Raw genomic sequence first — 24,566 nt, forward strand, 5'->3', positions numbered from 1 at the left:
GGCGGCATACGAAAATATGCAGGCATCGGAATCCAGAATTCGGGACGCCGATATGGCGGAGGAAATGGTTGCGCTGACCACAAAACAAATACTCGTGCAGAGTGGTACGGCGATGTTAGCGCAGGCCAACGTAAAACCGAATTCGGTTCTTAAGCTTCTCCAGATGTAGTTCTCCTCGGGACGGAAGTGCCACCGGAAGATTCTTCTTCCGGTGGTTTTTTTCTTTTAAGCGGTCTCAAAAATCTCTCGCAATCCTTCGTTAGATTTCTATTCGTCTAAATTCGATTTTTCTAAATAGATTCGGAAAAAAAGTGCGGAGGCGCCGGACAAAAATCTACGTCTCGGATTCTAATCTCGCAAGTTTCGAACCCCGGATATAGCTAAATAAAAAGATTTTCTAAATTTAAGTATTGACTTAATTAAGTTATAGCTTAAATATAGGGTATGCTCGCTTTAGATGCCGTAGGGGATCCTACAAGGCGTAAAATACTGGAGACCCTCTTTGACGGAGAAAAATCCTCCGGAGAAATCGTTTCCCGATTCAATATCAGTGCCGCCGCGATTTCGCAGCACTTGAAAGTGCTCCGGGAGGCGAACCTGATCCAAGTCCGTGTGGAAGGTCAAAAGCGGATTCATTCCCTGGATTATACCGGCTGGAGGGAAATTCAGGATTGGTTGGATCTTGCAAAGAGATTCTGGGAAGGGCGTTTGAACGCGTTGGAAAGGGAATTGAAAGCGAACCAAAGAAGAAAGGAGAGAGATTCAAAATGAGAGACACAAGTACGAACAGGAATTTCGGAAATTTCACTTCGGTACAGGAAATACAATTCGAAAGAATCCTTCCGGGACCGATCGAAACGGTTTGGGAATATTTAACGGATTCGGAAAAGCGCGGGACTTGGCTCGCCAAAGGACCGATGGAATTGAGGGTCGGAGGCAAGGTGGAATTGCATTTTCTGCACTCGGAACTTTCGGAAGAGAAAACCTATCCAGAAAGATTCAAGCATATGGAAAACGGGGCGGTCGGTCAGGAAACCGTAATCGCGTGCGATCCGCCCAGATTCCTAAGTTTTACCTGGGGGCCGGATTCCGAAGTCAGTTTCGAGCTGGCACAGAAAGGCGAGGACGTTCTTCTTACTTTAAAACATCATAAATTATCGAAAGACGATGAGAAGCTCATGGTATCGGCCGGATGGCATTCCCATCTGGATATATTGGTTTCCAAATTGTCCAAAGAGAAAGTCCCGCGGTTTTGGGAAAGTTTTTTCAGATACGAATCCGAATACGGAAAGATAATCAAAGAACAAATCCCGCGCTAAAAACAAAAAAACCGGCGATCTCTCGCCGGTTTTTCCTACGCAAGGTTTTCCATCCGATCAGTTGTTCGGCTTGAACTCCAGGGTGACCACTCCGCGAGTAGCGGATTTGACGGTCATATTTTTGGTGGCCAAGAAGGTGAACCCGCGGTCCTTTTTATAAACCAACTCGTCCATAAACAGAGCGTCTTTGCCCGGGTAGGTCACTTCCCACTCCGAACCGTTCGCGTCGGAAGTACGGACGTTGATATCCTTCGCTGCGGTGAACTCGGTCAGGTCGTCCTTGAATTTGGTCGACTCGTCCGCATTCAAACCGGTGAATTTCAGGATGATCGTGTTGTTTTCCGTAAGGTTGAACCATTCTTCTTTGAGTTGTTTGTTCACCTTTTTGGCGACGCTTTCCGCCCATTGGGATACCGCCTTTTCGCGGGATACTTTTTGGGTGATGTCTGCCGCTCTACCGTCACCGGTTCCGGAGTCCACAATCTTACCGTCTCCCCAAAGAAGGATCACTTTGTAGGATCCGGTGGCTGCGGTATTGAATAGGGGACGATCCAGATTTTTTCCACCTATGCTGGATACTACAGGCTGGTCCTCGGTTTCCACATTGCCTATGATCATGACTTCCGCTCCGGAAGCCTGAGCTTGAGCGACTATAGGAGATCCGGCATCCACAGTGCTCGGATCTACTTGGGATTTATTTACGGTTTTAGCCGCGGTGGCAGCATCCACGACTTTGTTACCGGCTTTCTTCAGGTTCTTGGCGATTTCCGCTTCCGCTATGTTATTCGCGGTTAGAGGGGGAACCGGTTGGCCGCCGACCTTAGAAGGTACGACGATGACGACTCTCGGGTTTCCCACATCCGCCAAGAGAGAATCCACGGCGGTCGAAAGTTTGCTTTGTTCGATCGTACATCTTACGGTCAATTTTAGGATCGGCTGGGTATCGATTTTTCCTTCGGCCTCATCCACGATATCGTAAGACTTTACGAATGCGTCCGTTTTGGATAAAAGGCTGGAGCCTAGACTTTCTCCGTCGGAAGCCTGGCTTTTACTGGTAATCTGCTCGCCGACCACCTTCCGAACCGCATTGATTTTCGCGTCTTTTAATGCGCGTTGTTTTGCGTTCGTTTTATCGCCGTTATAGATGGGAGCTTCTCCCATCACGGTGACTTGGTCTCCGTTAATTTCGTAGTATTCCTTTTTTTTACGACCGCTAGCACTTCCGGTGGCGCAAGCAATAGCGAAAGAGAGGACGAGGGTTAGAGCGGAAATCCGCAGGATGGGCAACATAGCCATATCGCTCCTTTTTCTCCTTGAAGAATAGAATTCTGTCTATTTAGTGAACAAATAAGGGTTCTTACATGCGGTTCAAAGAAAGAAACAAAAAAATCCTAACTTTAATCATTTTTTTTCTGACAATTACCTCCGATTCGTGCGCAGAAGCCTCTTCTCGCAGACATATCTCCAATTCCAAAATCATCCCGTCGGAAGTCGCTTTTTACGAAGAAATACTTCCCTCACTCGCCGGCAAAACCGTGATCTTAGTCACGAATCCTTCCGGAATCGGAAAATATCCGGAGAAGATTCTCAGGGAATTCAAAGAAAAGAAGGTCAAGATCAAACACCTTATCGGACTAGAGCACGGCTTCTTGGGTTTGGAAGAGGATTTCAGCAAATCTCCCGTGACCGTGGACGAAACGTTTCAGTTACCCATTTATCATATATATAAAGTGAAAAACTCAGAGATCCCTGCCATTTTGAAAGGGGGGGACGCCATCATATTCGACGTGATGGATATGGGAATGAGATGCTATACTTATTTGAGCGTTCTAAAACGGTTGATGGACAATCTTCCGGATGCGGAAACGACTCGATTTATACTTTTGGATCATCCGAATCCCGCCTTGTATTTAGGGGCTCGCGGAGAGAATCTCGAAAAGAAATTCTTAAATTTTGCGGGAGAATTTCCTTCCTTATTTTTTACGGGAATGACGATGGGAGAAGCGGCCATGTTTTATAACGGAGAATACCTTTCCAACAAAATCAAACTGGAAGTGATCTCCCCAAAGAATTTGAAACGAGGATTCGATTGGGAAAAGGAAGGGATAGCCTGGATCACTCCTTCTCCGAATCTTCCCATGTTGGAATCCGCGCGGAACTATCTGGGTTTGGTGCTCTTGGAAGGAGTAAACGTTTCCGTCGGTCGTGGAACCCAAGCCCCTTTCGTGTATTTCGGAGCGCCTTGGATGAGCGAGCCTGACGCGCTTCTTTCCGAATTGAACGAAGGTAGCAAAGGGGACTATTATTACCAGAGCGTATTTTTTAAGCCAACGTTCGGGCCGTTTAAAGGGGAGATCTGCAGGGGGTTGCGATTGACTGTCGTGAATAAAAATTACGATCCGATTCGGATGGCGTATCTTCTCGTTTCCGTTCTAAAAAAGAAATACAAGGACTTTCGTTGGAGACAGTATCCGGACGGTTCGCATAACATAGATTTTCTTTGGGGTACGGAACGTTTTAGGCGGTCGATCGACTCCGGAATGGAATACGCGGATTTTAAAAAATCCTTTTCCGAAGCGGAAGAAAACGCGAATCGATCCCTCCGTAAATATATGATGTATTAATGATCGCTTGTTTTTGTATTAGGAATTTTGAATGAACTTTTTCGGAGCGCTCCTCGTGACAGCGACAATCTTATTTCACCAGAATTTGGTCGCGGAGCCGCAGCATTCCGGCGGAGATTGGAAGCAATACAACCTGAAGCAAATTCTGGGACGCTTAAAATATTACGCTTTCGCGAAGATCGCACAGAGCGTCCGGAAAGGAGTTCCTTTTTTACAGGAAAGGGAGATATTTCCCGTATCGTGTCCGAGCGATTTTCCCCGATTAGCGGATCATTTCAACTGCTCTTTTTTGGAATCCGGAAAGTTCGAGGAAAATCCCGCTCCAAAGGAGAATCTTTCCCGCGCTTATTCCCCCGATTTATCGCTTCCGGCCGCCGTTCCGATTTCCGCAAAATGGTACGAGGGAAGCACTTTGGCCGGGAAAGGGGCCTTATTCGTTCCTCCGAAGGATGGAGACAAAAGCGAATTACGTTTGTTTTATCTGAACAACGGGAAGTTGAGCCATTATGTGTCCGGTGATACGATCGTAGTCTTTGATTGGCAAGGTTCCGAACTGCGCACGATTTTGGAAGTGAAGGTGGACGATTTGCTTCGTCCCTTGGGTGGAAGGGAGTATTTTTTTCCATGAAACAATTGTCTTCCGGTTATCTTCGTATGCTGGACCATGAAGGTTTGGATCCTGTCGAGTACTCCTGGGTGGTGGCCGAATATCAGGACGGCAATTCGGGGAAATCGTCCGCGACGTATCCGAAACAGGATTTTAGGTTCCCTTCCTTTTTGGGAAAAAAGGTTTCCTTGGAATTCACTGGAGACATCCGCTGTATCCACTGCGGAAAGCATACGAAAAAAAGTTTTAACCAGGGAAGTTGTTTTTCCTGCTTTCAGTCCTTGGCGCAAAACGACTTGTGCATCCTCAAACCGGAGATCTGTCATTTTCATTTGGGTACTTGCAGGGAACCGGATTGGGGAGAGGAACAATGTTTTCAAAAACATACCGTTTATCTTGCCAATACCAGCGGACTGAAAGTGGGAATCACGAAAGAACAACCGGTTTCGAACCGCTGGGTGGACCAAGGAGCCCAAGAAGCGATTCCCTTGTTGGAGGTTCGATCCAGAAGGGATGCAGGAGTGATCGAAAAGAAATTCTCCTCCATCATAGACGATAAGACGAAGTGGCAAACCATGGTGACCACTGACTCCGTTCCGGCGGATCTTGCCTCGAAAAAGGACGAACTTTTATCCCAATTGGAAGCGTGGGATCTGGATGTGGTCTATCAAGTGGTTCCTACGAGGGAGTCCACCAAGATCCGTTATCCTTTTCTTCGATATCCCGCAAAGGCGAAATCCTTTCAACCGGAAAAGGAGACGAAAATCGATTCTCTGTTTCTCGGGATCAAAGGCCAATACATGCTTTTCGAAGACGGAGTCATCAATTTACGTGCATATGCAGGCTATGAGATCCGTCTTTCCGTCGAATCCTAATCGACAAAGAATAAATCTTCCTGTTTTCTGGAAGGACTCCTATGAATTCTAGACGTTTCGCTTTTTCTTCCGTACTTTGCTTAGGCTTATTTTTTAACTCCTGCGGTTGGGTGGTGGAAACCGCTTTTCCGATTTCCTTGGATGAATTCTTAGGAAAGCAATTTTACGATGCTGCCGTTCAAGGAAAGGAAGGAATGCACGTATTGCGTAACGAAAGGTTGCGTACCTACGTCCAGGATGTGGCTTCCAGAGTTCTGAAGGCGAAAGAGATCCGGTTCAAACAGGAATTTCCGTACAAGGTCACGATCTTAAACGACGATTCCGTTATCAATGCGGTCTGCGCTCCGGGCGGTTATATCTTCGTTTATACCGGTCTTTTGCATTTCATCAAAGACGAAGCAACCTTGGCCGGAATACTGGCCCATGAAATCGCCCACGCCGAAAAAAGACATTCCATGAAACAGTTGTCCTCAAGCATCGCCACTTACTTTGCGATCTATCTGGTTCTGGCTTATGTGCTCGGTCCAGATTTGGCGCAACATGCCTCGGGCATGGCCTCTATCTCCTCCAATCTACTTTCTTTGGCAAATAGCAGGGGTGCGGAGGAGGAGGCGGACGCATTAGGATTCCAGTATATGCGGGCGACTCCTTATTATCCCGGGGCAAGTGCGAATTTCTTTCGGGAAATCAAACGTTGGAGACAGAAGCATTCGGGAGACAAAGAGGATTCTTTACCGCTCGGAAAATATTTGAGCACTCACCCGATGGACGACGACAGGATCGCAGACAATGAAAAACGATTAAAAGCTGCGGGAATCGGCGAGCCGAAACCGGAATCCTTTTTTCGGGAAAGGTACAGACAAAAGATAGGGGCTCTTTTAGGGGATACGAAGGGAGAGGAGTAGGTCTCCGAGGATAAGTTTTCCGCTAGAGAAAACGTCGGGATGACTGGATTTGAACCAGCGACCCCTTCGTCCCGAACGAAGTGCGCTACCGCTGCGCTACATCCCGAATCTCCAGGACAGAATTCTCCGGCGAAGCGGAAAGGCAAGGCAATTTTAACCGGAAGCCCGAGATCGGATTTTTGCGGTGACCTCGTTTAAACTGCAATAGTCCATTTCTCCCAATCCGCGTTCCATCCCTAAATCGTAAATCCCGTCCAGGCAGGAACAGAGGGCGAGTGGAGTTCCGGAATTCCGAGCCAAGGCCGAGGCGTGCTTTACGTCTTTTCTCATATTCTTGAGCGAAAAATGGGTCTCGTAGTTTCCGGAAAATACGAAAGGAAATTTGAATTCGCTAATTCCTGATTTTGCCGCGGATTGGACCAGGATCTCTTTCAGTATGTCGGGGGAAATTCCCTGACTTGCGGCTAACTGGAATCCTTCCATGTATACTTGAAAGATCCCGGCTTGTACCATGTTTAACGCGATTTTCGCTCTTTGCCCATCTCCGATGCCGCCGCAATAGACGACGTTCTTGCCGCAGGTATCGAAGAAGAATGAGATTTCGGAAATCTCCGCACGGTCTTTCGCTCCCAACATAAATAAGATCTGACCGTCTCTGGACGCGTTCTTGGAACCGGTCATCGGCGCGTCCCGGAAAGAGATTCCTTTGGAAAGACAGGCTTCCCCGATCCGTTCCGTAAGTTCCGGAGAAGTGGTTCCGGTATCCAGGAGATATTTGCAGCCGCTTTCCAGAATTCCTTTTTGGAATACGATGTCTTCTACTACGGAATCTTCCGTCAGGCAGAGAATGACGAGAAAGGAGCCCTTAGCGGCAGATTTCGGGTCCGTATGAATGGATACGGTTGGAGATTCCAAATCCCGGATTTTTTCCGGGTTTCTCGCAAACAGGCGGAGAGGAAAGCCTTTGGCGGAGAGATTTGCAGCCATTCCTCTTCCCATGATTCCGGTTCCGATGATAGCGATTTCAGGCAAAAACGACATAGCTGACTTTTCTCCCTCCGGCAGCGGTAACTTGCAAGGAAAAAGAATCCGATTCAGAACGAGCTAAGAGCCGCGCGGATGAAGCTCGTAACCGGAGCCTGTTCCCTCGTATCCTCCAGACCTTCGCGCAACTCGCGGAGCACGATCTGAGCATCGGTAAGTACGGTATTGATATTCGTATGGAGGTCGTCCCGATTGATCAATCTTCCGAGAGTTCCGTCGCCGTTATTCACCTTCGTAGTGATGTCTGCGACGTTGGAAAAGGTTCTCCGGATGTCTCCTCTATTCTCGGCGATCAATTCGGAGAGAGAGACTAACGGATCCTGCAGTACCCTACCTTTAAGGGAGGATCCTTTTTTATAATCGACGGTCTGAAACGTGGTGCCGGCCGGAAGTTTGGCCTCGGGAGGAGCTTCCGCCGTTCCCGGATCGATGGAAATCAATCTTCCGGAAAGAAGGCTTTCGTTTCGGATCGTAATATCGTAATTTTCGTACATACGTAAGGGTTCCTTTAATAAGATGGTGACTTCCACCCTGGTCGCGATTCCTATCTCTCCGGAGGGAAGGACTCTTCCTTCCTCGTCGATCTGGATGAGACGGATATTCGAAACGTAGCCGAAGGGAACTCCCTGTACGGTGACCTTGTTTCCTACCTTTATGCCGTCCGCATTTTTGAAATTGATCTTTATGAATTCCCCTCTCTTTTGTACGGGACCTCCTTCCGTCATGACGGTAAAATAACCTACCACGACCAGTGCCACGGAAAAGATGGCTCCGACCAAAAGATAACGAAACGATTTCATTTTTTATCCGATTCTCCGTTACTAGTATCGACTTTCGCTTGGAGCCGCTTCATCTAGGACCCATTTTTTCAAGATTTCGTTTCCAGTACCATAGGACCCTTCGTCGAACCCGTCACGAATTGGCGTACGAATTCATTGTCGGAAGTTTTGACTTCCTCGGGCGTCCCGGTAAAAAGAACCTGCCCTCCGTAAAAGAAGGAAATCCGATCCGCGATCATATACGCGCTGGACATATCGTGAGTCACTACAATTTGGGCAGCCCCCGTCTCCTGTCGGATCCGAATAATTAATTCGTTGATCACGTTGGACATGACCGGATCCAAGCCGGATGTAGGTTCATCGTAAAGAATGATTTCCGGATTCGATGCGATGGCACGGGCCAGCCCGGCCCTTTTTTTCATTCCTCCGGAAATATCATTGGGATAATTGTCTTTTGCGATGGTCATATCCACGAGTCTCAATTTTTCCGAGACGATCCTCTGGATGTCCTCTTCCGGAAATAATTTGTGCTCCCGTAAGGGGAGAGCCACATTATCGAAAACCGTCATCCAGTTGATGAGCGCTCCGGATTGGAATAATACCCCCATTTTGGAACGAAGTCTTTTCCTTTCTGCGTCCGTCGTGCCGGAAATTCTTTCCCCGAAAATCCTACATTCTCCCGCATCCGGATTCAGGAGTCCCGTGATATGCTTTAATGTCACCGACTTGCCGGTTCCGGAGGGCCCTAGGATCACTCTCGTTTCACCTTTTTTGACTTGCAGGTCCATTCCTCGTAAAATCTTTCGGGAACCGAAGGACTTGTGCATGTTGACGATTTCTATCGCATAAGGTTCCATTCCGATCCGCCTATTGTCTGTAGAAGATCGCAGTAATCACGTATCCGAAGAAGATGACCATTAGGAAAGAGTTTACCACTGACTCTCTGGTCGCTCGTCCCACTCCGATGGCCCCGCCGCTCGTTCTCAAACCGTGAGAGCAGGAAATGGAAGAAATGATAAGTCCGAATATGTAGCCTTTGAATAATCCGGTGTATAAGTCCTTGAGTCCGGGAATGGAAGTGATTCTTTCATACACGTCTTGGAAGTAGACGATGAATTCCAGACCGAGTTGGAAATGTCCGACGACGGCTCCTCCGCAGATTCCTAATATACTGGAATAGACGCACAAGACGGGAACCATGATTGAGAAGCCTAAGATCCGGGGAAAGACCAGAAATCGAACCGGATCGATGGACATGACTTCCAGCGCGTCGATCTCTTCGGAGACCTTCATGGTTCCGATTTCGGCGGCCATCGCGGATCCTATGGAAGCGGCCAAAATCAGCGCGGTCATGAAAGGGGACATTTCCCGAGTTAGGGTAACTGTTAAGAGGAGACCTACCTGTCCTTCCGCGCCGAAATCCTTTAAGCCTAATCCGGTATTCAGGGTCAAAAGCATTCCGGTAAAAACAGCGACGACGGAAACCACGAAAAGACTTCCGACTCCGGCGATGAACATTTGGTCCAGGATTTCCTTACGTTTTTCGACGGAAAAACGCAGGCTTAAAAACGTTTCCGCTATGAGTAAAATCGTAAATCCCGCCGCATACAGGACTTCGTTCGTCTTTTCCTTGAAAGTTTCGAACATTCTTTTATATCTTAATCCACCAGAGAATTTGAACGGTGGTTTTTTCCCTATCTTTTTCCACCCCGAAAAATCCGTACAGGAATTGATAGGATGTTTTTTCCGGAGTGGAGGAATATTCGACTATGAAAGGGATGTGCACGTGAAACTCTTCCTTGGACCATCTTTGCGTGTACAATCTCATCAGTAAGGAGAGTCTTTTTTCCCCATTGGACAGCCTTTGGTATTCGACGATGGACCAGACCGGATCCCAAATCCTCTCTACAATTTCCGATTTCAACGGAAAAAGAGAAAGAAGATTCCAGGTGAGATTTCCGTCCCGGTCCTCGTGCCAACGGAAAAGGGGCCAGAGTTTGTAATAGTTTTCTTCTCGTCCCCATTGGACATAGGTTCGGTTCGTCCTCCACCAAAACGGAATCAGATAGGTTTCGGAAGATTTGATGTGATAGGTGTCGGAACTTAAACGGAAATAGAACGGAGTCAAGAAACGGGTTTCCTTATAGGCGAAGCGATAGTAACCGTAAAACGGAAAGAAGATCATTTTTCTGTAATCTTCGTCGTCGTTTCTACCGTACTGGAAAAGAAAGAACAGAGCGTTCCAATCCAGTTCCTGGGTTCGCTTATCATATCCATAGGAAAAAAGCGCTCCTAAGATGGGGAACCAGAGAAAGGATCGGACCTTTAAGTTTCCGTAAGCCGAGTCTTTGGAAAGATAAAAAGGCCAGAACATCCAGTACGAGGCAGGCTCCCGTTTGTCCTGGAAGGTTTCTCCCCATTGGAAAAACGGCCAGAGGAGAGAATATCGTTCGTATTTTCCCTTATGTATTTTCCGCGAGAAGAAAGGAAAAAGGCGGAATTCGCTCCTGACGTCGGAACTTCCGTACAAAAAGATAGGCCAGAGTACGGAATGGGCATTGTACGTTTTGTACTTCCAATTCGTATAAATGGGAAAAAGCGTGAAGTTCAGTTCGGCGTAGGAAAGTTTGCTCCGTAACCTTCCGTAAAAAGGAAAAAAACCGAAATACGATTCTCTGGCCGTATCCCCTTTGCCCCAGATCAGAAGAGGGGAGAGAGTGTCTTCGTCCCAACCTTGGTCGTCGTGAAAGGTCTCCGTACCTGTGGCAAAGAATAGAAAGGACCAAACTTTCCAGTAATCCGTCTGTTCCGAATAGAAGATCGGAAATAGAAAAGTTCTATATTTGTAATTCGATTTTGTTTCCCTATAATAGGAAAAGAAAGGACGGTAGATTTGTTCCTCTTCTCCTAGTCTTTTTTCGTTTTGGTACAAAAACCAGAATTGGCTGTATTCGGAAGGATAGGGGGAAACCGGTTTGAACGGGAATTCCGAAAATAGACTTTCCGTACAAAAGAGGAAGAAAAGGATAAGGAGAATTCTAGGAAATCTCATTCTTCAGGATTTTCCCTTGGGTTTAGAGAAAGGAGAGATTGGTTTGTTGAAGATCGCGGTCTTGTTCGGAGGAACGTCCACGGAGCACGTAATATCCCTAAGGACAGGTGCATTCATATGTAGGACATTGGTTTCCATGGGACATCAGGTCAAACCCATTCTTATTACGAGGGATGCGAAGTGGGTGATTCCTAATGAATATCGGTTATTTTTACCCGAAGGAGTACCGACCGATCCCGACTCGTACCAAAAAGAGTTCGAGAAGAAAAACGGAGTCCAAGCGGAGGCCTTCTCCGGTCTTGACTGCGATATCGTTTTTCTCGGGTTGCACGGAGCTTTAGGGGAAGACGGTCGTATGCAGGGTTTCCTAAGCGTATTGGGAATTCCATATACGGGTTCCGCCGTCGAAGCGTCCGCGATCGCGATGGATAAGATTCGAGCCAATCGTCTGTTTCGCTCCGTGGGGATGAATGTGGCTCCGTTTTGGGAGATCGGAAAAAACGACTTTCAGAGCGGACCCAAGTTGTTGGACTCTTCCGAGCTCGAATTTCCTCTGTTCCTGAAACCCGTGGAAGGCGGCTCAAGTTATCATACCTTCAGGATCGATCGAAGGGAAGACTTGAAGCCGAAGTTGGAGGAGTTTTTTAAACACCAAGACCGTGCGATTCTCCAGAAATTTCTTTCCGGTACGGAAGTTTCCTGCGGTGTTTGGGAAAGAAAAGTTTCCGGAAAACTCGTTAGGATGGCGCTTCCCCCTACGGAAATCATCCCGGGCGGGGAATTTTTCGACCTGGAATCGAAATACAAACCGGGACTTTCTCAGGAAATCACTCCGGCTAGACTTCCTGAGTCGGTTTTTTCCAAGGTACAAAACCAAGCGATTGCCGCTCACCAAGCTCTAGGGTGCGAAGGGTATTCCAGAACCGATTTCATTTTGGTGGACGGGGAGCCCTTCGTTTTGGAGACCAATACGCTTCCCGGAATGACCGAAACGAGCCTTGTTCCGCAGCAAGCCAAGGCCGCGGGAATTCCTATCGAGGAGATTTACAGATCTCTGATCGATCTCGGTTTGGAGAGGGCGGGCAAGATTCCCGTCGGAAGTAATTAACGGATTCGGAATAGGGCCAATTTCGCGAAGAAATTCGGCCTTAGCTTGATCTGTTTCAAATCCCGGAAAAACGCCCGGTCCTCGATCGTAAAGCCTCGGATCTGGCAGAACTCCTCGAAATCCAGTACGGATAAGAAATGAAGATTCGGAGTATCGAACCACCGGTACGGAAGTAAATCGGTTACGGGAGTTTTTCCTCGCAAAAGGATTTTAAAGCGGACCTCCCAATACCCGAAATTCGCAAAAACGATGATCAGGCGTTTTCCGATCCGGAGGCATTCCTTGATGATGTCTCCGGGGTGCCTGGTTTCCTGGATCGTTTGGTTGAGTATCACGTAATCGAAGCGTTTGTCTTCGTGATGCTCCAAGCCTTCGTCTATATCTCCGTGGTGGACGTACACTCCTTTGCGAATGCATTCCACGATGGCATCCTCGTCTTTTTCGATCCCTTGTCCTCGGATCCCTTTTTGACTGAGAAGGTATAGCAAGTCTCCATTTCCACATCCCAAGTCGAGCACTCTAGAGCCCGGAGCTATCGTGTCCAGAATGTAGGCAAAATCGGGTCTTTCCTTTAACGCGGTTCCCGGAAGTGTTTTAGAATCCATGAGTTTAAGTCGCCGGGTTTTCCAGGAATCCGCGCAGCACGTCTTCCTGTTTTTGATTTGCGAGTAAGAAGCTATCGTGCCCTTCTTTCGTATTTAATTCCACGTAAAAAACCCTCTTATCGGACGCTTCCAGGCTCTTGACGATCTCCCTGGATTGCGAGGGAGGATAGAGCCAGTCGGAACTGTAAGATACCACTAAGAATCTGCATTTGGCCGGCTTGAGAGCGGCAGTGAGTTCTTTTCCCTTCCCTAAACTGAAATGGTCCAGCGCTTTGGTCACGTATATATAGGAATTTGCGTCGAATCTATCCACGAAACTTTCTCCCTGATAAATCAGGTAGCTTCCGACCGCAAAGTCCGAATTGAGAAGGTTTCCTCTCGGTGCGTTTCTGCCGAACTTTTCCCTCATCTTGTCGTCCGAAAGATATGTGATATGCCCGACCATCCGCGCTAACGCAAGGCCTTTTCTCGGCGAATTTTCCTCGTACAAACCGTTATTCCAATTCGGATCGGAAAGAATCGCCTGTCTTCCTACTTCGTTGAATGCGATTTGCATCGCGGAGTGTTCCGCAGTGGAAGCTAACACGATGCAATTCCTAAGACAGTCCGGATAAGAAATGCTCCATTGCAAAGCCTGCATTCCGCCCATGGATCCGCCGGCCACACAGAATAAGACGTCTATACCAAGATGTGCAACCAGCGACTTTTGCGCAGCAACCATGTCCTCTATCGAAACGAAAGGGAAGCTAGAACCGAAAGGTTTTCCGCTGACAGGACTCGTTGTTAAGGGACCGGAAGAACCTTTGCATCCTCCGATCACGTTGGAGGAAATAACGAAATATTTAGTAGTATCGAAAGCTTTGCCCGGGCCCACATATTCGTCCCACCAACCGGGACGTTTGTCGGACTCCGAATGAAATCCCGCCGCGTGCGCATCTCCGGAAAGCGCGTGGCATATCAATATCGCATTGTCTTTTTTTTCGGAAAGAACTCCGTAGGTCTCGTATGCGATTAAAAGGGGAGAAAGGATGGAGCCGTTGCCCAGACGCAGGTCGGGAAGTTGCACAGTCTGGGTTTGAACGATTCCGACCGATTTTTTTACATTCATCCTGCTTTTCCGACCAATCGAGAAGGCCACCCTCAGAATTTTCCCGATCGAAAACCCGGAGAAGCGGCCGTTTTTATACGTTTTTCTTAATAGAATCGGACGTCACACCTTTTTCAGAGCTTCCTCCAGATCGGTTAAAATATCGTCGATATGTTCCAGACCGACCGACAAACGTACGAACTCGGGGGTGACTCCGGCGGAGAGTTGTTCGGCAGGCGTCAATTGCTGGTGTGTCGTAGAGGCAGGGTGGATCGCTAAGGACTTTGCGTCTCCGACGTTCGCCAATAAGGAGAAAAGCTCCAGATGATCTATGAATTTTTTCGCCTCCGGTAAATCACCTTTGATACCGAATCCGAGTATCGCGCCGTAAAGTCCTCGCTTATGGTATTTTTTTGCGAGGGAATGATTTTTGTCGCTAGCGAGTCCGGGATAGTTGACCCAATTTACCTTAGGATGTTTGGCGAGATATTCCGCGACCTTTTGCCCGTTCAATGAATGTTGAGTTAAACGTAAAGGCAAGGTTTCGATCCCTTGTAGGATGTTCCAAGCGTTAAAAGGGGAAATCGAAGGACCTAGGTCGCGTAATCCCTGGACGCGAGCTTTGATGATGAAGGCGATATTTACGCCACCGAACGGTTCGAACTTTCCGAAAACATCCCAAAATTTTAGTCCATGGTAACTCGGATCGGGATCCGTAAAATTCTTAAATTTTCCGTTTCCCCAATCGAATTTTCCCGAGTCTACGATGATTCCTCCGATCGAAGTCCCATGGCCGCCGAGGAATTTCGTTAAGGAATGCACGACTATGTCCGCTCCGTGTTCGATCGGGTTTACCAAATAAGGAGAGGGGAGAGTGTTGTCTATGACTAGAGGCACTCCTATTTCGCGAGCCACTTTAGATACCGCTTCCAAATCGAGCGTATCCAACTTCGGGTTTCCGAGCGTTTCGGCAAAGAAGGCTCTCGTCTTATCGTTCGACGCTTTTCTGAAATTTTCCGGATCGGACTGGTCTACGAAATGGACCTTGATTCCGAATTTCGGAAAAGTATAATGTAGTAAATTATATGTCCCTCCGTACAGAGAAGAAGAGGCAACGATTTCCTGGCCTGATTCTACGATATTCAGTAGAGCCAAGGTTTCCGCCGATTGGCCGGAAGCGGTCGCCAAAGCCGCGATTCCACCTTCCAACGCAGCCACCCTTTGCTCCAGAACGTCGGTAGTAGGATTTCCCAATCTGGTATATATATTTCCGAATTCCTGTAAGCCGAATAAGCGCGCTGCATGGTCCGTGTCTTTAAATACGTAGGATGTCGTCTGGTACAACGGTACCGCTCTGGAAGTGGTGGTCGGGTCGGGAGACTGTCCTCCGTGCAGTGCGATCGTTTCAGGTTTGTATTGTCTAGGCATGGGTGTTCGCTCCTTCTCCAACAAAACTTAAAATCCTGTTAAATATAGTCAATTAAAATCTATTAAATAGGATAAAATATTTGTTATAGTGGATTTATCGTGGGGTTTGCAAGAAATAACTCCAAATAGTAAGAGAGAAAAGAAAACATTTGAAAAATATTTCCAAAACCGAGAAAATTCCCCCCAATGAATCGGTTCCGATAGGAAGAAAGTGACTGAAGAGAACTACCGTTTCGGAACCGTTTCCAGTCCGCTTTCCGGTCTTCCCCCGGCGGGTTTTGATTTAGATTCCTGCCAAGGGTTACGATACTATCTATAAGTTTTTGATGGTCCGAAAAAGGGAGTCCCGGTTTCGGCCGACGGATTATGAAGTTAAAATCGATCGCGGAATTTAAAAGACGTTTCATCCTACCGGGGACCTTTCTGCTCGCATCGGTTTTGGCACCCTTGATCGGAACTTCCGATCTCGAGGCACAATTGTGGTTTCCTCCGGGTAGGCAATTCATGCAGCCCGCCGACGCGTTTACTTACGACGCAGGTATTAACAAATACCAGAACAACTATTATTTTTATATCGCTCCGACCTTGAATTTGAATTTCGGGGGAGATTTCGGAATGTCCCTTACGGTTCCGGTGAACTTTCTGATCTACAATCCTCCTCCCACGGACCCGAACTTGAAAGTGGGAAGCATACGTAAGATCGATTACGATCAAAAAAGCGAATATCTCAGGTTCATCAATAATATTTGGTACGGGACGTACGGACAGTACAAACCGGGAGAAACCACCTTTTCCTTTTATGCGGGAAAGATTTTCGACGGTTATATCGGGCACGGGACCGTAGTTTACAGATATGTAAACAACCAACGGATAGACAACTATAATGTCGGACTCATGTCGGATATCAATTCTGATTACGGAGGAGTTCAGGTTTTTACTAATTCCGTTTATTCGCGGGAAATAGGAGCGGGGAGGGTGTATGTCAGGCCTCTTGCGGTCGGGTTTAAACTCTTCGACATATTGACCGGTAGATCCAGGCTTTTTGCCATGATGTCCGTAGGGCAGGGAAACGTGGCAGACGAAGCCGGGCGGAATAAGGTATACGAAGAAGCCGGCGTGGATCCGGAAGATAGGGAAAAATACCGAGCCCTATCCGAAGACGGGAAGAAGGAACAGATGGTTCCGATCGAAAAGAAACCGGAACAAAAGATGAAGGAATTGTTCAATCAGGATAATTTCGTAAATCGTTTCGCGATCGGCGCCACTACAGCTTTCGACGCAAAGGCTCCTTCCCAGCTTTCTTTCGACACTACCGGACGTTTAAGGCTGGACTCCAATAATAACCCTCTCGTGCAGACCACCGAAAAATTGACGATTACCGGCCTTGACGCGGAATACAAACTCCTAAGTTCCAAGTATGTGGAGCTGACCCCGTACTACGATATAAACACGATCCGGAACCTGAATAACGCGAAAGGAACCCATTACGGTGCGGTTTTTCAGGTCGGCGGAAAGGATATTTACGCCAGAATCAAACCGGAATATCGGAATATGGATGCGAATTATATTCCTATGTACTTCGACAGTTTCTATGAATTGGAACGGTTTCAGGCGAACGTAGGTTCGAATATCCCGGAAACGAAATTGCAAGCCGCTAGACTCTTGGATCCGAACGGTCCGAAAGTGAAGGGCACGTTCACCTCCGTGATCCTGGCTTTTTACAGGTTGTCCATAGAGGCGAACTACGAAAAATACGGCGGTACGAACAATAGACGCGTATTCCTCGGAGTCTACATTCCCTTGGGAAACACTCTGGTACTTTCCGGTTATTATACCAAAAAGAATTTCAATCAAAACAGCGACGCGTTCAAACTGGACAATAATTCAGTGGGAGCGATCGAATTGGCTTTGAATTTAGGAGTGGTAACGATCCGTTTACAGGACATCCGACGTTGGGTGTATGATAGTACTTCGAATCGTTTCATTACCCAAGACGAGCAAAAGGTTCTATTTTCGAATTCTCTTACGTTCTAAGATATCTTCCTGTTGGGCTAAAAGAAAGGCCAAGGCCTGCTCGCTCCTGAGCACGGAGCGGGATAAGCGTACGGGTAGAGCTCCGATTCCGCGAAATTCCTCTTTTTCCCTGGGGCTCCAACCGGGTTCCGGCCCTAATAAGAATCCGCAAGCCGCGTTCTCGTTTTCGAATTCCGTACGTGCCGCTAACGATTCTCCTTTTCTGTCCAGATAAAACAGTCTTCCGGGAAAGGAAGAGAGTTCCGCTTTCCAATCGTTTTTTAGTACGGGTTTTTTTCCGCTTTGCGGAGGAGAAAAGAAAAGGTGTATTGTAGGTTCGAATACGCACCGGCCTTGTTCCATTCCGAGCCTGAGTTCCGTTCTGAGATTTTCCGTTCTCCAGATGGGAGAGGTGAGGTATTCCTTTCGGGAAAGTTCGGAATTGAAAAATCCGATTTCGGAGATTCCCCAGGTCCCTGCGAGTTGGAGTATTTTTTCCACGGTAGGGGGTCTCTGTAGAGCGGAGAATAATGCCAGCTTGGGGTTACGGGGGCTTGCAAAGAGGATTCTTCTATACCTCCCTTCGATTTCCCGTTCCCGAACGGCAATGATGCGGAAGCTGCCTAAAGACTCGTTTAAGATTCCCGCTCGAACGGAATCTCCTTCCCGTTTTTTTAATACGTTCAGAATATGATCGACCCTTTGTCGGTCCCTAACGGAATATTCCGAATCTCGAATCCGCTCTTCCGGAGTCAGGAGGAGTAGATTCATCAGATTTCGTATTGGGGAGGTTCTTCCTTAGGCTCGTCGGGAGAAGACGGAGGGGATGTTCGCCTCTCCGGTTCTTCCTGGATAGGAGGAATGGGCTCTTCCTGAAAAATCATACGGTCCCGACCGAAAAAGCAGGCGCGTACGATTCCGATAAAGATCAGGGCTAATAGGAAGTTGCGGGCAAATCGTTGCGCAAAACTTTTTCTATAAAAGGAGCGGGAGTTCGGGTCCGCGTATTCTCTCGGGGAAGACGGGGATTGCCAACCTAAGGTTTCGTTTCTCTTAGGAAAGAATCTTTCTTTGGTTTTTTTCCAGAGGTTTTCCATAAAAAGAAAAAATCCCCGTAAAGAACGGGGATTCGGACTTTCCTCATCCGATTCGTATCTGCCTCCGACGTAAGAGGACTTATCGTCCGGGTCGAACAAAAACGAATGATAGCAGCGAGGGCACCGAACCGTCAACTTTCCCAGATTTACGGGGATACGAAGTTCGGTTCGGCACGACGAACAGGGAACAATATACCTCACTTAGTACTTCAGAGACTCCTTCATAATGTCTACGTTCTCTTTGTAGTTTTCGTTTCCTAACTGGTCGTTATAATCGAAAATCTTCGTAAAGAGACGGTCGAAATCGTCCAGGTGCTTGATATAGAACTGTTTTTTAAAGGCGTTTCTGATCGGGTGGGTTTTGGTGTTTTCCACGCTCGCCATCAGGTATTTACCGACGCCTTTTTCACCAGGGGTTTCCGGTCTTCCGTATTCGGGATAACCGTTCTTTTGGAAATAGATCTCCACCTTATCGTTATGAGCGGGCTGTCCGTTCGGAGTACGATCGATGATCTCGGAGATCACCTTGTCTTCGATCAGAAAATTATTTTTGTATATTTTGCTGATCAACTTAGCCATGTTTCTCGGAGGCTCCATACGAGGATCGGGATCGTTGCTGTTTTGGCCGTCGAAATAGATCTCCATAAATTTAGCGAGTCCGCCCTGTACGATTTTTCCCTGGCCGCGCTCGTCGTCCTTAATGAAATCGTAAACTTCCACCCGTATACAGTTGTTCGCGGGATCTTCCTGGCTAACGGCAGGGACGCATTCGTCTCCGTTGGATTTTCCTTTAAACAGGACAGTGCGGAAGGGTAGGATTCGAACCTTCATCTTCATCAAGACCGTATGCCGGGTAAGTCTTTGATTCAGCTCGAAGATGCGTTCATCCAGGCCTTTTTCCGTATCTAGGATCGCCGCTCCTGCTTGGAGATCGTCCTTCTTTTGGCCTTGTTGGTTTTGTTGTTGTGCGTCCAGTAGGCCGGTTACTGCCAAAATGGCTAGGCAAAATGCGACTTTGCGTTTCATTGTCCCCTATTCCTTGGTACTTTTAGTCAGCGGATTGAAATTTTTCGGTATTCTCGAAAAATTCCTGTATATAGTATCGGAAAAATAGACTCCAGATTGAATCGGAAGATAACCTTTTTTCATGGAGGAAAACGGTTATTTTCCCGTTTTAGAACTGATTTCCAAATACAGTTCATACGGTGGGGGAAGGGGCTTCAATCCTTTTTCGATCAATCGGGCAGTCCACCTACGTTCCGTAAAGTCGCAAAAATCGCGTATGTCCCGCCCGGATTTACCCTCTAATTTTTCGGAAAGCAGGATTCTTTCCTTTTCGGTTAGGTGGATCGCATAATTTCCCAAAATCGAGCTTCTTTCCTCTAGATTCGGCAAGGGGAAGTAAATGGAACGATCGAATCGGGACAATAGGGCTCTGTCTAGATCCTGTTTTCGGTTTGTGGCACCCAAAGTTACCGATTTTTGTCCCCCGTCAAACCCATCCAATTTCCGTAATAGGACGGAAAGGATGTTTCTTGTGGCTTCGAATAGACCGTCGTCACGGGAACCGGCTAGGGAGTCGATCTCGTCTAGGAAGAGCAGGCAAGAGGGAAAAAGGGCTGCGGCGTCGAATACGTAGGCCATATTTTGGGCGCTTTCTCCGTAATATTTACTGAGGATGGATTCTACAGGAACATATACCAGGGGAATGTTCGTCATACAGGAGACCACCTTGGCCATGGAAGTCTTGCCTACACCGGGTTCCCCTTCTAGCAAAACCGCTCTGGGTTTGGTTCTTCCCGGAAATTTACGGGTCAATTCGGCCACTTGCCGGAATGTTTCCGGAGATTTTAAAGGAAGAATGATGGATTCCAGAATCTGTCGTTTTACGTCCTCGTAGCCGGCGATGGCATCAAAGGTCATCCAGTCCCCTTTTTTCTTGGCCTCTTCCGGCTCGTAGACCTCGATTCCCAGGCGTAAAAGAAGTTCCTTGGGATTCTGCACGGATTCCCTTTTTGATTGGCGCAAATACCGGAAGAGATCGATCGCCGCAAAAATTTCCTCTCGAGAAAAGTCTCCCTTTTTCGTGATTTCTACGCGATTTTGGGTTCTTCCGGAATAAAATCGAAATTTAGCGTTATCTAAGATGTTTCTTGTTTCGAAAAGATTTTCGTTCAGGGCCTGGAGACAATAATACCCGGGCTCGAAGGTGTGGATCCGCAGATTTTCTACGTGATTTTTTACGATTTGCAGGCAATCTAATAATTGGGACTTTTCGATCGGAGGAATGGGAAATTCCACTTTGAGATCTTTTTTGTCCGGGAGAAAGGAGGGAAGTTCCCTTTCCGCCACTCCGGAAGAGAGGAGTTCTTTGAGCAAAAGCTCTTTGGCACGACTAAAATCCAGATGAGTTCCTGTGTTTTTGCCGCCGTTGTGGTGGGAATCTTCGGGTTTCATGGTTTCTCCGGAAGAATTTATCTTGTAATATCCTTCGGTACTGTCGAAGAAAATAGAAATACCCCTTGGAGGCAACCCCCTTATGGGTGAAGGATCTCTTTCCCAGGACGATATCGATGCACTTCTTACCGGAGGCGGCGGCGGCGCTGCATCCGGAGGCGGGGAAGGCGGGTCCGCCGATTTTAACCTAAGTGGAGAGCTGGATTCCCTTTTGGGCGGGGATGCGGGAGCTTCCGGATCATCGGGAGGGGGTGGAGGGGCAGGTGCACCTTCCTTTGCGGACATTGCGGCCGCTCTAGGGCCTTCTTCCACACCGGCACCTCCTAAACCCAGTTCCAGGGCTTCCTCTTCTTCCAACACCGCCAACTTGAATCTTCTCCTAGATGTGAACGTGGCCTTAACGGTGGAATTGGGACGCACGAACATGTACATCAAGGACGTGCTGGCTCTGAGCGAGGGCGCGGTAGTGGAATTGGACAATGCGGTAGGAGAGGATTTGGACATTCTCGCGAACGGAAAGCTTGTGGGGAAGGGAAAGCTCGTCGTTTTGGACGACTATTACGGGATCCGGATCACGGAGATCGTACATCCGGATCGGAGGATGATGTAAGTGAGTTTCCGGTAGAGAAATCCGAATTCGCTAGAAACGGAACCGCCATATGGACGGCTCCGTCTTTCTTTCAAGGCTTCGGTTCTTTTCCTAGTACGGACTTCATTACGGAAGAGAAATTAGAAAGGTCCAAAGGCAGGACTAGGTTCGTTCCTTCCTTGCCGAGTTTTTCCACCTCTTTTATGAAACGTTGAGCGATCCTGAATTGTGCGGCTTCTTTTCCGCCTTTATTCTGGATAGAAGAGGCGAGGAGGGTGATTCCCTTTGCCGTTGCAGTCGTAATGGATTCTATCTCCTTGGCGGCACCTTCCGCTTCGTTGATTCTCTTCTGCTTTTCCCCTTCCGATTTGTTGATCGCCTCTTCTTTCACTCCCAAAGAACGATTGATCCTGGAATCCCTGTCTCCTTCGGAAAGGGAAATCTGCGCTTTTTTGGTGATCTGCGCTTTCTTTTCTCTTTCCATCGCTTCGATGACGGATTTGGGGGGAGTAATATTCACGATTTCATATCGGTTGACTCGGACTCCCCAAGGTTCGCCTGCCTGGTCCAATACTTCCAGAATCTTGCTGTTGATCACTTCCCTGGTTTCGAAGGTAGTGTCCATGTCCATGGTGCCGATAATTGCGCGCATCGTGGTCTGTACCAACTGGGTGACGGCGAATTGATAATCGTCGATTCCGTAACTGGCCTTTTGGGGATCCAATACGCGCAAATATAGGATTCCGTCCATTTCCACCTTTACGTTGTCCTTTGTGATGCAGGTTTGAGGTGGTACGTCTATCGCCTGCTCTTTCAGAGTATGATAATAGGAATCCTCGTCGATGAACGGAACCAAGAGGTGGAATCCAGCATGAAGGGTTCGGTTGTATCTTCCCAATCGTTCTACGATGATGCATTCCTGGGCCGAAACGATCCGGATGGAACGATAAATCTTATACGCAAGGTAGAGAGTGAATGCGAACCAGAAAATTCCGGTAAAGATTTTCAGAATGTCTTCCATGTTTCGAATTACCCCTTCGTACTGCCCGTTTTCGGCAATTGGTTCGTTACTTTGGAAATCCCTTCGAAAAAGCCGGTAATTCCCGCTACCTCGATCGGAAGAACGGTCGTCTTTGATTTTTCGAAAACTTCTCCCAATCCCGTAAGATAATCCTCCGTGATTTGAAGATGAATCGCCTCCTCGCCTCCTTGTTGGCCGGCGGCGTCCGAAATCAGTTGGATTCCCTTGGCTTTAGCGGTGGCGATCAATTCGATCTCTTTTGCCTTACCTTCCGCCTCGTTTACCTTTCTAGTTTTTTCCCCTTCCGAAAGATTGATGGCTTCCTGCCTTTCTCCCATAGAACGGTTGATTCGGGCGATTTTTTCCCCTTCGGAAATCGTGATTTCGGCCCGCTTGACTCGTTCCGCTTTTACCTGCTCTTCCATTTCATGCAGGATTTCCTTAGGAGGAGAAATATTTTTAATCTCGTAACGGGTCACCTTGATTCCCCAAGGGTCCGTCGCCTCGTCCAGCGCCCGGACTACGTGAGAATTGATGTCGTCTCTCTCGGAAAAGGTATGGTCTAAAACCAATTTTCCGATTTCGGAACGCAAGGTGGTTTGCGCCAATTGCACCGTAGCGCTTCTGAAATTTTCGATTTCATACGAAGCTTTATACGGATCCACGACCCTGAGATATAGAATTCCGTCCACCAGAATGGATACGTTATCCTTGGTGATACAGGTCTGAGGGGGAATCTCCATTGCGATCTCTTTCTGGTTTTGCCGGTACCGGACCTGGTCGATGAGCGGAATCAAAAAATGGAGTCCGGCCGGTAACGCTCCCCGAAATACTCCCAACCTCTCGACCAAAAAACTATAGTTTTGAGGAACGATGATGAAAGTCTTTCGAACCAAGTAGATCGCAGCTATGACAAATAAGGTAAAGTAAAACATTTCGTTTTCCGACCTCCCGTATTTTTTTATGGATTGAGCCTTTACGTTTCTTCCGGAAATTCCACGGGCTTCACGATAAACGTTAGATTTTCCCGCTCGATGATTTCCGCCTTCCTACCGGAAGGGATGCGCCTAGTTTTGCTTATGGCGTCCCATTCTGTTCCTTGGAATAAAATTCTTCCACCCTTTCTTTCCACCAAAATATCTTTTGTGACGGAAACGATTCTGCCGGGACCTTCTTCCGGAGAGAGAGGGGATTTTTCGGTTCTGGAGGGAAAGAATTTTCTAAGGGTGGCGCCTCCGATCAGAATCAAAATTCCGGAAAGCGTCGCCCAAAGCGCGAATTGGATCCAAATGTTCCAATCCAAAAAATAGGAGAGAATTCCCACCAAGACCGCCGAGATTCCTAAAAACACCACGAAGGTTCCCGGAATAAATAGCTCGCCGATCATCAGAGTTATTCCCGCTAGGATCCAGAGAGTCGAATTTCCGATACCGTTCTGTAGAAAGTCCATGATTTGGTCCGAGGAAACGTTAAAATTCTATTTCCAAAATCCCTTCCCTTCACTAGGATAGCAGGAAACCCATGAAAAGAATCTTGATTCGCATAGGAATCGGATCCCTTGTCCTGTTTGCAGGATTGCAGTTTATCCCGTTGCAGTTTCCTTCGGGGAAGAATGCTAAGGAAATCCAATCGGAAGAAAGCGTCAAAAAGATTTTTCGTAAGGCCTGCTACGACTGCCATTCGGATCTGGTCAAATGGCCCTGGTATTCCCGAATTTTTCCGGTTTCCCTGTATTTGATCAGACATGTGCAGGAAGGAAAGGATGAATTGAATTTTTCCGACTGGGAGGGAATGAAGCGGAGCGAACAAGCGGATTTGGCGGAAAAGATTCTGGAAGAAATAGAAGACGGGGAAATGCCTCCTAAAGAATACGTTCTTTTGCATTCGGAAGCAAAACTGGACAAGGAAGAACTGGAGACATTGAAAGACTGGTTGCAGTCCTACACCGAAAAGTGA

At 47.6% G+C, this 24,566-nt stretch carries 27 protein-coding genes and 1 tRNA gene; 11 read left to right on the plus strand and 17 right to left on the minus strand.

The features are described from left to right. From EHO61_RS16380 to EHO61_RS16390, 3 genes are all read left to right on the plus strand, one after another. The coding region (locus EHO61_RS16380; protein ID WP_281276701.1) for a flagellin at positions 1–169 on the plus strand (169 nt) is incomplete at its 5' end. A gap of 275 nt (positions 170–444) precedes the next feature. Then, entirely contained in the window at positions 445–771 is a 327-nt protein-coding gene (locus EHO61_RS16385) for an ArsR/SmtB family transcription factor (RefSeq protein WP_135814649.1), read from the plus strand. After that, positions 768–1,319 carry an SRPBCC family protein gene (locus EHO61_RS16390; RefSeq protein WP_135814650.1) on the plus strand — a complete coding sequence of 184 codons (552 nt, stop codon included), beginning with the start codon at positions 768–770 and terminating at the stop codon, positions 1,317–1,319. The genes EHO61_RS16385 and EHO61_RS16390 overlap by 4 nt, the downstream gene beginning before the upstream one ends. Positions 1,320–1,376: 57 nt before the next feature. Here the strand turns inward: EHO61_RS16390 and EHO61_RS16395 are convergent, their stop codons facing one another. Then, positions 1,377–2,615, minus strand: coding sequence for a lipoprotein LipL46 (locus EHO61_RS16395; protein WP_135814651.1), 1,239 nt, complete (start codon positions 2,613–2,615; stop codon positions 1,377–1,379). A 65-nt stretch (positions 2,616–2,680) separates the two neighbouring features. Between EHO61_RS16395 and EHO61_RS16400 the strand changes: the two genes are divergently transcribed. Genes EHO61_RS16400 through EHO61_RS16415 form a run of 4 tightly spaced genes read left to right on the plus strand, consistent with a single transcriptional unit; the run spans position 2,681 to position 6,330 of the window. Continuing rightward, complete coding sequence (locus EHO61_RS16400) at positions 2,681–3,943, plus strand: exo-beta-N-acetylmuramidase NamZ family protein (protein ID WP_135814652.1); 1,263 nt, start codon at positions 2,681–2,683, stop codon at positions 3,941–3,943. Positions 3,944–3,974: 31 nt separating this feature from the next. Next, complete coding sequence (locus EHO61_RS16405; protein ID WP_135814653.1) at positions 3,975–4,571, plus strand: LIC_11883 family protein; 597 nt, start codon at positions 3,975–3,977, stop codon at positions 4,569–4,571. Beyond that, positions 4,568–5,425, plus strand: a complete 858-nt coding sequence (locus tag EHO61_RS16410) for a DUF2797 domain-containing protein (protein ID WP_135814654.1) — start codon at positions 4,568–4,570, stop codon at positions 5,423–5,425. The genes EHO61_RS16405 and EHO61_RS16410 overlap by 4 nt, the downstream gene beginning before the upstream one ends. A 41-nt stretch (positions 5,426–5,466) precedes the next feature. Continuing rightward, a complete protein-coding gene (locus EHO61_RS16415) occupies positions 5,467–6,330 on the plus strand; it encodes a M48 family metalloprotease (RefSeq protein WP_135814655.1) in 864 nt (287 codons plus the stop codon). Positions 6,331–6,364: 34 nt separating this feature from the next. On the opposite strand, the gene EHO61_RS16420 is transcribed toward EHO61_RS16415, so the two are convergent. From EHO61_RS16420 to EHO61_RS16445, 6 genes are all read right to left on the minus strand, one after another. Next, a tRNA-Pro gene (locus tag EHO61_RS16420) sits at positions 6,365–6,436 on the minus strand. Positions 6,437–6,483: 47 nt separating this feature from the next. After that, complete coding sequence (locus EHO61_RS16425) at positions 6,484–7,371, minus strand: NAD(P)-dependent oxidoreductase (protein WP_135814656.1); 888 nt, start codon at positions 7,369–7,371, stop codon at positions 6,484–6,486. 53 nt (positions 7,372–7,424) lie between these two features. Further along, on the minus strand, positions 7,425–8,174 hold the full coding sequence (gene mce, locus EHO61_RS16430; protein ID WP_135814657.1) for a mammalian cell entry protein Mce: 750 nt from the start codon (positions 8,172–8,174) through the stop codon (positions 7,425–7,427). Between the two features lie 68 nt (positions 8,175–8,242). After that, the gene (locus EHO61_RS16435) at positions 8,243–9,010 is read right to left on the minus strand and encodes an ABC transporter ATP-binding protein (protein ID WP_135814658.1); all 768 of its coding nucleotides are present in this window, start codon (positions 9,008–9,010) and stop codon (positions 8,243–8,245) included. 10 nt (positions 9,011–9,020) lie between these two features. Next, positions 9,021–9,800: an MlaE family ABC transporter permease gene (locus tag EHO61_RS16440; protein WP_135814659.1), complete on the minus strand. Its 780-nt coding sequence runs from the start codon at positions 9,798–9,800 to the stop codon at positions 9,021–9,023. Between the two features lie 4 nt (positions 9,801–9,804). Then, positions 9,805–11,205 (minus strand): hypothetical protein, encoded by a 1,401-nt coding sequence (locus tag EHO61_RS16445; RefSeq protein ID WP_135814660.1) that lies wholly within the window; start codon positions 11,203–11,205, stop codon positions 9,805–9,807. A gap of 43 nt (positions 11,206–11,248) precedes the next feature. Between EHO61_RS16445 and EHO61_RS16450 the strand changes: the two genes are divergently transcribed. Further along, a complete protein-coding gene (locus EHO61_RS16450; RefSeq protein WP_167884896.1) occupies positions 11,249–12,313 on the plus strand; it encodes a D-alanine--D-alanine ligase in 1,065 nt (354 codons plus the stop codon). Here EHO61_RS16450 and metW read toward each other — a convergent pair. The 3 genes from metW to EHO61_RS16465 all read right to left on the minus strand — a co-directional run bounded on the left by metW (position 12,310) and on the right by EHO61_RS16465 (position 15,433). Further along, positions 12,310–12,918 (minus strand): methionine biosynthesis protein MetW, encoded by a 609-nt coding sequence (gene metW, locus EHO61_RS16455; RefSeq protein ID WP_135814662.1) that lies wholly within the window; start codon positions 12,916–12,918, stop codon positions 12,310–12,312. The two genes, EHO61_RS16450 and metW, sit on opposite strands and share 4 nt — an antisense overlap. A 4-nt stretch (positions 12,919–12,922) precedes the next feature. Next, positions 12,923–14,026, minus strand: coding sequence for a homoserine O-acetyltransferase MetX (gene metX / locus EHO61_RS16460; protein WP_135814663.1), 1,104 nt, complete (start codon positions 14,024–14,026; stop codon positions 12,923–12,925). 102 nt (positions 14,027–14,128) lie between these two features. Further along, complete coding sequence (locus EHO61_RS16465; RefSeq protein WP_135814664.1) at positions 14,129–15,433, minus strand: O-acetylhomoserine aminocarboxypropyltransferase/cysteine synthase family protein; 1,305 nt, start codon at positions 15,431–15,433, stop codon at positions 14,129–14,131. A 504-nt stretch (positions 15,434–15,937) separates the two neighbouring features. On the opposite strand from EHO61_RS16465, the gene EHO61_RS16470 reads away from it, so the two are divergent. Next, entirely contained in the window at positions 15,938–17,467 is a 1,530-nt protein-coding gene (locus tag EHO61_RS16470) for a hypothetical protein (RefSeq protein WP_246032200.1), read from the plus strand. Here the strand turns inward: EHO61_RS16470 and EHO61_RS16475 are convergent. The 4 genes from EHO61_RS16475 to EHO61_RS16490 form a co-directional block, all read right to left on the minus strand. Next, entirely contained in the window at positions 17,441–18,217 is a 777-nt protein-coding gene (locus EHO61_RS16475; protein ID WP_135814666.1) for an RsmE family RNA methyltransferase, read from the minus strand. The two genes, EHO61_RS16470 and EHO61_RS16475, sit on opposite strands and share 27 nt — an antisense overlap. Then, on the minus strand, positions 18,217–18,642 hold the full coding sequence (locus tag EHO61_RS16480) for a hypothetical protein (protein WP_246032197.1): 426 nt from the start codon (positions 18,640–18,642) through the stop codon (positions 18,217–18,219). Before EHO61_RS16480 ends, EHO61_RS16475 begins: the two co-directional genes overlap by 1 nt. A 102-nt stretch (positions 18,643–18,744) precedes the next feature. Beyond that, positions 18,745–19,569: a flagellar-coiling protein FcpB gene (fcpB, locus tag EHO61_RS16485; protein WP_135814668.1), complete on the minus strand. Its 825-nt coding sequence runs from the start codon at positions 19,567–19,569 to the stop codon at positions 18,745–18,747. Positions 19,570–19,704: 135 nt separating this feature from the next. Further along, entirely contained in the window at positions 19,705–21,000 is a 1,296-nt protein-coding gene (locus EHO61_RS16490) for an ATP-binding protein (protein ID WP_210415359.1), read from the minus strand. An 82-nt stretch (positions 21,001–21,082) separates the two neighbouring features. On the opposite strand from EHO61_RS16490, the gene fliN reads away from it, so the two are divergent. Next, complete coding sequence (gene fliN / locus EHO61_RS16495) at positions 21,083–21,610, plus strand: flagellar motor switch protein FliN (RefSeq protein WP_135814670.1); 528 nt, start codon at positions 21,083–21,085, stop codon at positions 21,608–21,610. Between the two features lie 70 nt (positions 21,611–21,680). On the opposite strand, the gene EHO61_RS16500 is transcribed toward fliN, so the two are convergent. From EHO61_RS16500 to EHO61_RS16510, 3 genes are read right to left on the minus strand one after another with little or no spacing between them, the layout of a single operon-like run. After that, positions 21,681–22,610: an SPFH domain-containing protein gene (locus EHO61_RS16500; protein ID WP_135814671.1), complete on the minus strand. Its 930-nt coding sequence runs from the start codon at positions 22,608–22,610 to the stop codon at positions 21,681–21,683. A gap of 8 nt (positions 22,611–22,618) precedes the next feature. Further along, entirely contained in the window at positions 22,619–23,545 is a 927-nt protein-coding gene (locus tag EHO61_RS16505) for an SPFH domain-containing protein (protein WP_135814672.1), read from the minus strand. A 41-nt stretch (positions 23,546–23,586) separates the two neighbouring features. Further along, positions 23,587–24,063, minus strand: a complete 477-nt coding sequence (locus tag EHO61_RS16510; RefSeq protein WP_425460362.1) for an NfeD family protein — start codon at positions 24,061–24,063, stop codon at positions 23,587–23,589. Between the two features lie 68 nt (positions 24,064–24,131). On the opposite strand from EHO61_RS16510, the gene EHO61_RS16515 reads away from it, so the two are divergent. Beyond that, positions 24,132–24,566 (plus strand): heme-binding domain-containing protein, encoded by a 435-nt coding sequence (locus EHO61_RS16515; RefSeq protein WP_135814674.1) that lies wholly within the window; start codon positions 24,132–24,134, stop codon positions 24,564–24,566.

Origin of the sequence: Leptospira fluminis, from assembly GCF_004771275.1 — a bacterium.
Taxonomy (GTDB): domain Bacteria; phylum Spirochaetota; class Leptospiria; order Leptospirales; family Leptospiraceae; genus Leptospira_B; species Leptospira_B fluminis.

Bases quoted from the DNA above. Each gene is read 5' to 3' on its own strand.
- metX (WP_135814663.1), bottom strand. From the start codon at position 14,026: ATGAATGTAAAAAAATCGGTCGGAATCGTTCAAACCCAGACTGTGCAA.
- EHO61_RS16415 (WP_135814655.1), top strand. From the start codon at position 5,467: ATGAATTCTAGACGTTTCGCTTTTTCTTCCGTACTTTGCTTAGGCTTA.
- metW (WP_135814662.1), bottom strand. From the start codon at position 12,918: ATGGATTCTAAAACACTTCCGGGAACCGCGTTAAAGGAAAGACCCGAT.
- EHO61_RS16395 (WP_135814651.1), bottom strand. From the start codon at position 2,615: ATGGCTATGTTGCCCATCCTGCGGATTTCCGCTCTAACCCTCGTCCTC.
- EHO61_RS16425 (WP_135814656.1), bottom strand. From the start codon at position 7,371: ATGTCGTTTTTGCCTGAAATCGCTATCATCGGAACCGGAATCATGGGA.
- EHO61_RS16475 (WP_135814666.1), bottom strand. From the start codon at position 18,217: ATGAATCTACTCCTCCTGACTCCGGAAGAGCGGATTCGAGATTCGGAA.
- EHO61_RS16500 (WP_135814671.1), bottom strand. From the start codon at position 22,610: ATGGAAGACATTCTGAAAATCTTTACCGGAATTTTCTGGTTCGCATTC.
- EHO61_RS16440 (WP_135814659.1), bottom strand. From the start codon at position 9,800: ATGTTCGAAACTTTCAAGGAAAAGACGAACGAAGTCCTGTATGCGGCG.
- EHO61_RS16465 (WP_135814664.1), bottom strand. From the start codon at position 15,433: ATGCCTAGACAATACAAACCTGAAACGATCGCACTGCACGGAGGACAG.
- EHO61_RS16410 (WP_135814654.1), top strand. From the start codon at position 4,568: ATGAAACAATTGTCTTCCGGTTATCTTCGTATGCTGGACCATGAAGGT.
- EHO61_RS16435 (WP_135814658.1), bottom strand. From the start codon at position 9,010: ATGGAACCTTATGCGATAGAAATCGTCAACATGCACAAGTCCTTCGGT.
- mce (WP_135814657.1), bottom strand. From the start codon at position 8,174: ATGAAATCGTTTCGTTATCTTTTGGTCGGAGCCATCTTTTCCGTGGCA.
- EHO61_RS16445 (WP_135814660.1), bottom strand. From the start codon at position 11,205: ATGAGATTTCCTAGAATTCTCCTTATCCTTTTCTTCCTCTTTTGTACG.
- fcpB (WP_135814668.1), bottom strand. From the start codon at position 19,569: ATGAAACGCAAAGTCGCATTTTGCCTAGCCATTTTGGCAGTAACCGGC.
- EHO61_RS16390 (WP_135814650.1), top strand. From the start codon at position 768: ATGAGAGACACAAGTACGAACAGGAATTTCGGAAATTTCACTTCGGTA.
- EHO61_RS16505 (WP_135814672.1), bottom strand. From the start codon at position 23,545: ATGTTTTACTTTACCTTATTTGTCATAGCTGCGATCTACTTGGTTCGA.
- EHO61_RS16470 (WP_246032200.1), top strand. From the start codon at position 15,938: ATGCAGCCCGCCGACGCGTTTACTTACGACGCAGGTATTAACAAATAC.
- EHO61_RS16400 (WP_135814652.1), top strand. From the start codon at position 2,681: ATGCGGTTCAAAGAAAGAAACAAAAAAATCCTAACTTTAATCATTTTT.
- EHO61_RS16490 (WP_210415359.1), bottom strand. From the start codon at position 21,000: ATGAAACCCGAAGATTCCCACCACAACGGCGGCAAAAACACAGGAACT.
- EHO61_RS16515 (WP_135814674.1), top strand. From the start codon at position 24,132: ATGAAAAGAATCTTGATTCGCATAGGAATCGGATCCCTTGTCCTGTTT.
- EHO61_RS16385 (WP_135814649.1), top strand. From the start codon at position 445: ATGCTCGCTTTAGATGCCGTAGGGGATCCTACAAGGCGTAAAATACTG.
- fliN (WP_135814670.1), top strand. From the start codon at position 21,083: ATGGGTGAAGGATCTCTTTCCCAGGACGATATCGATGCACTTCTTACC.
- EHO61_RS16405 (WP_135814653.1), top strand. From the start codon at position 3,975: ATGAACTTTTTCGGAGCGCTCCTCGTGACAGCGACAATCTTATTTCAC.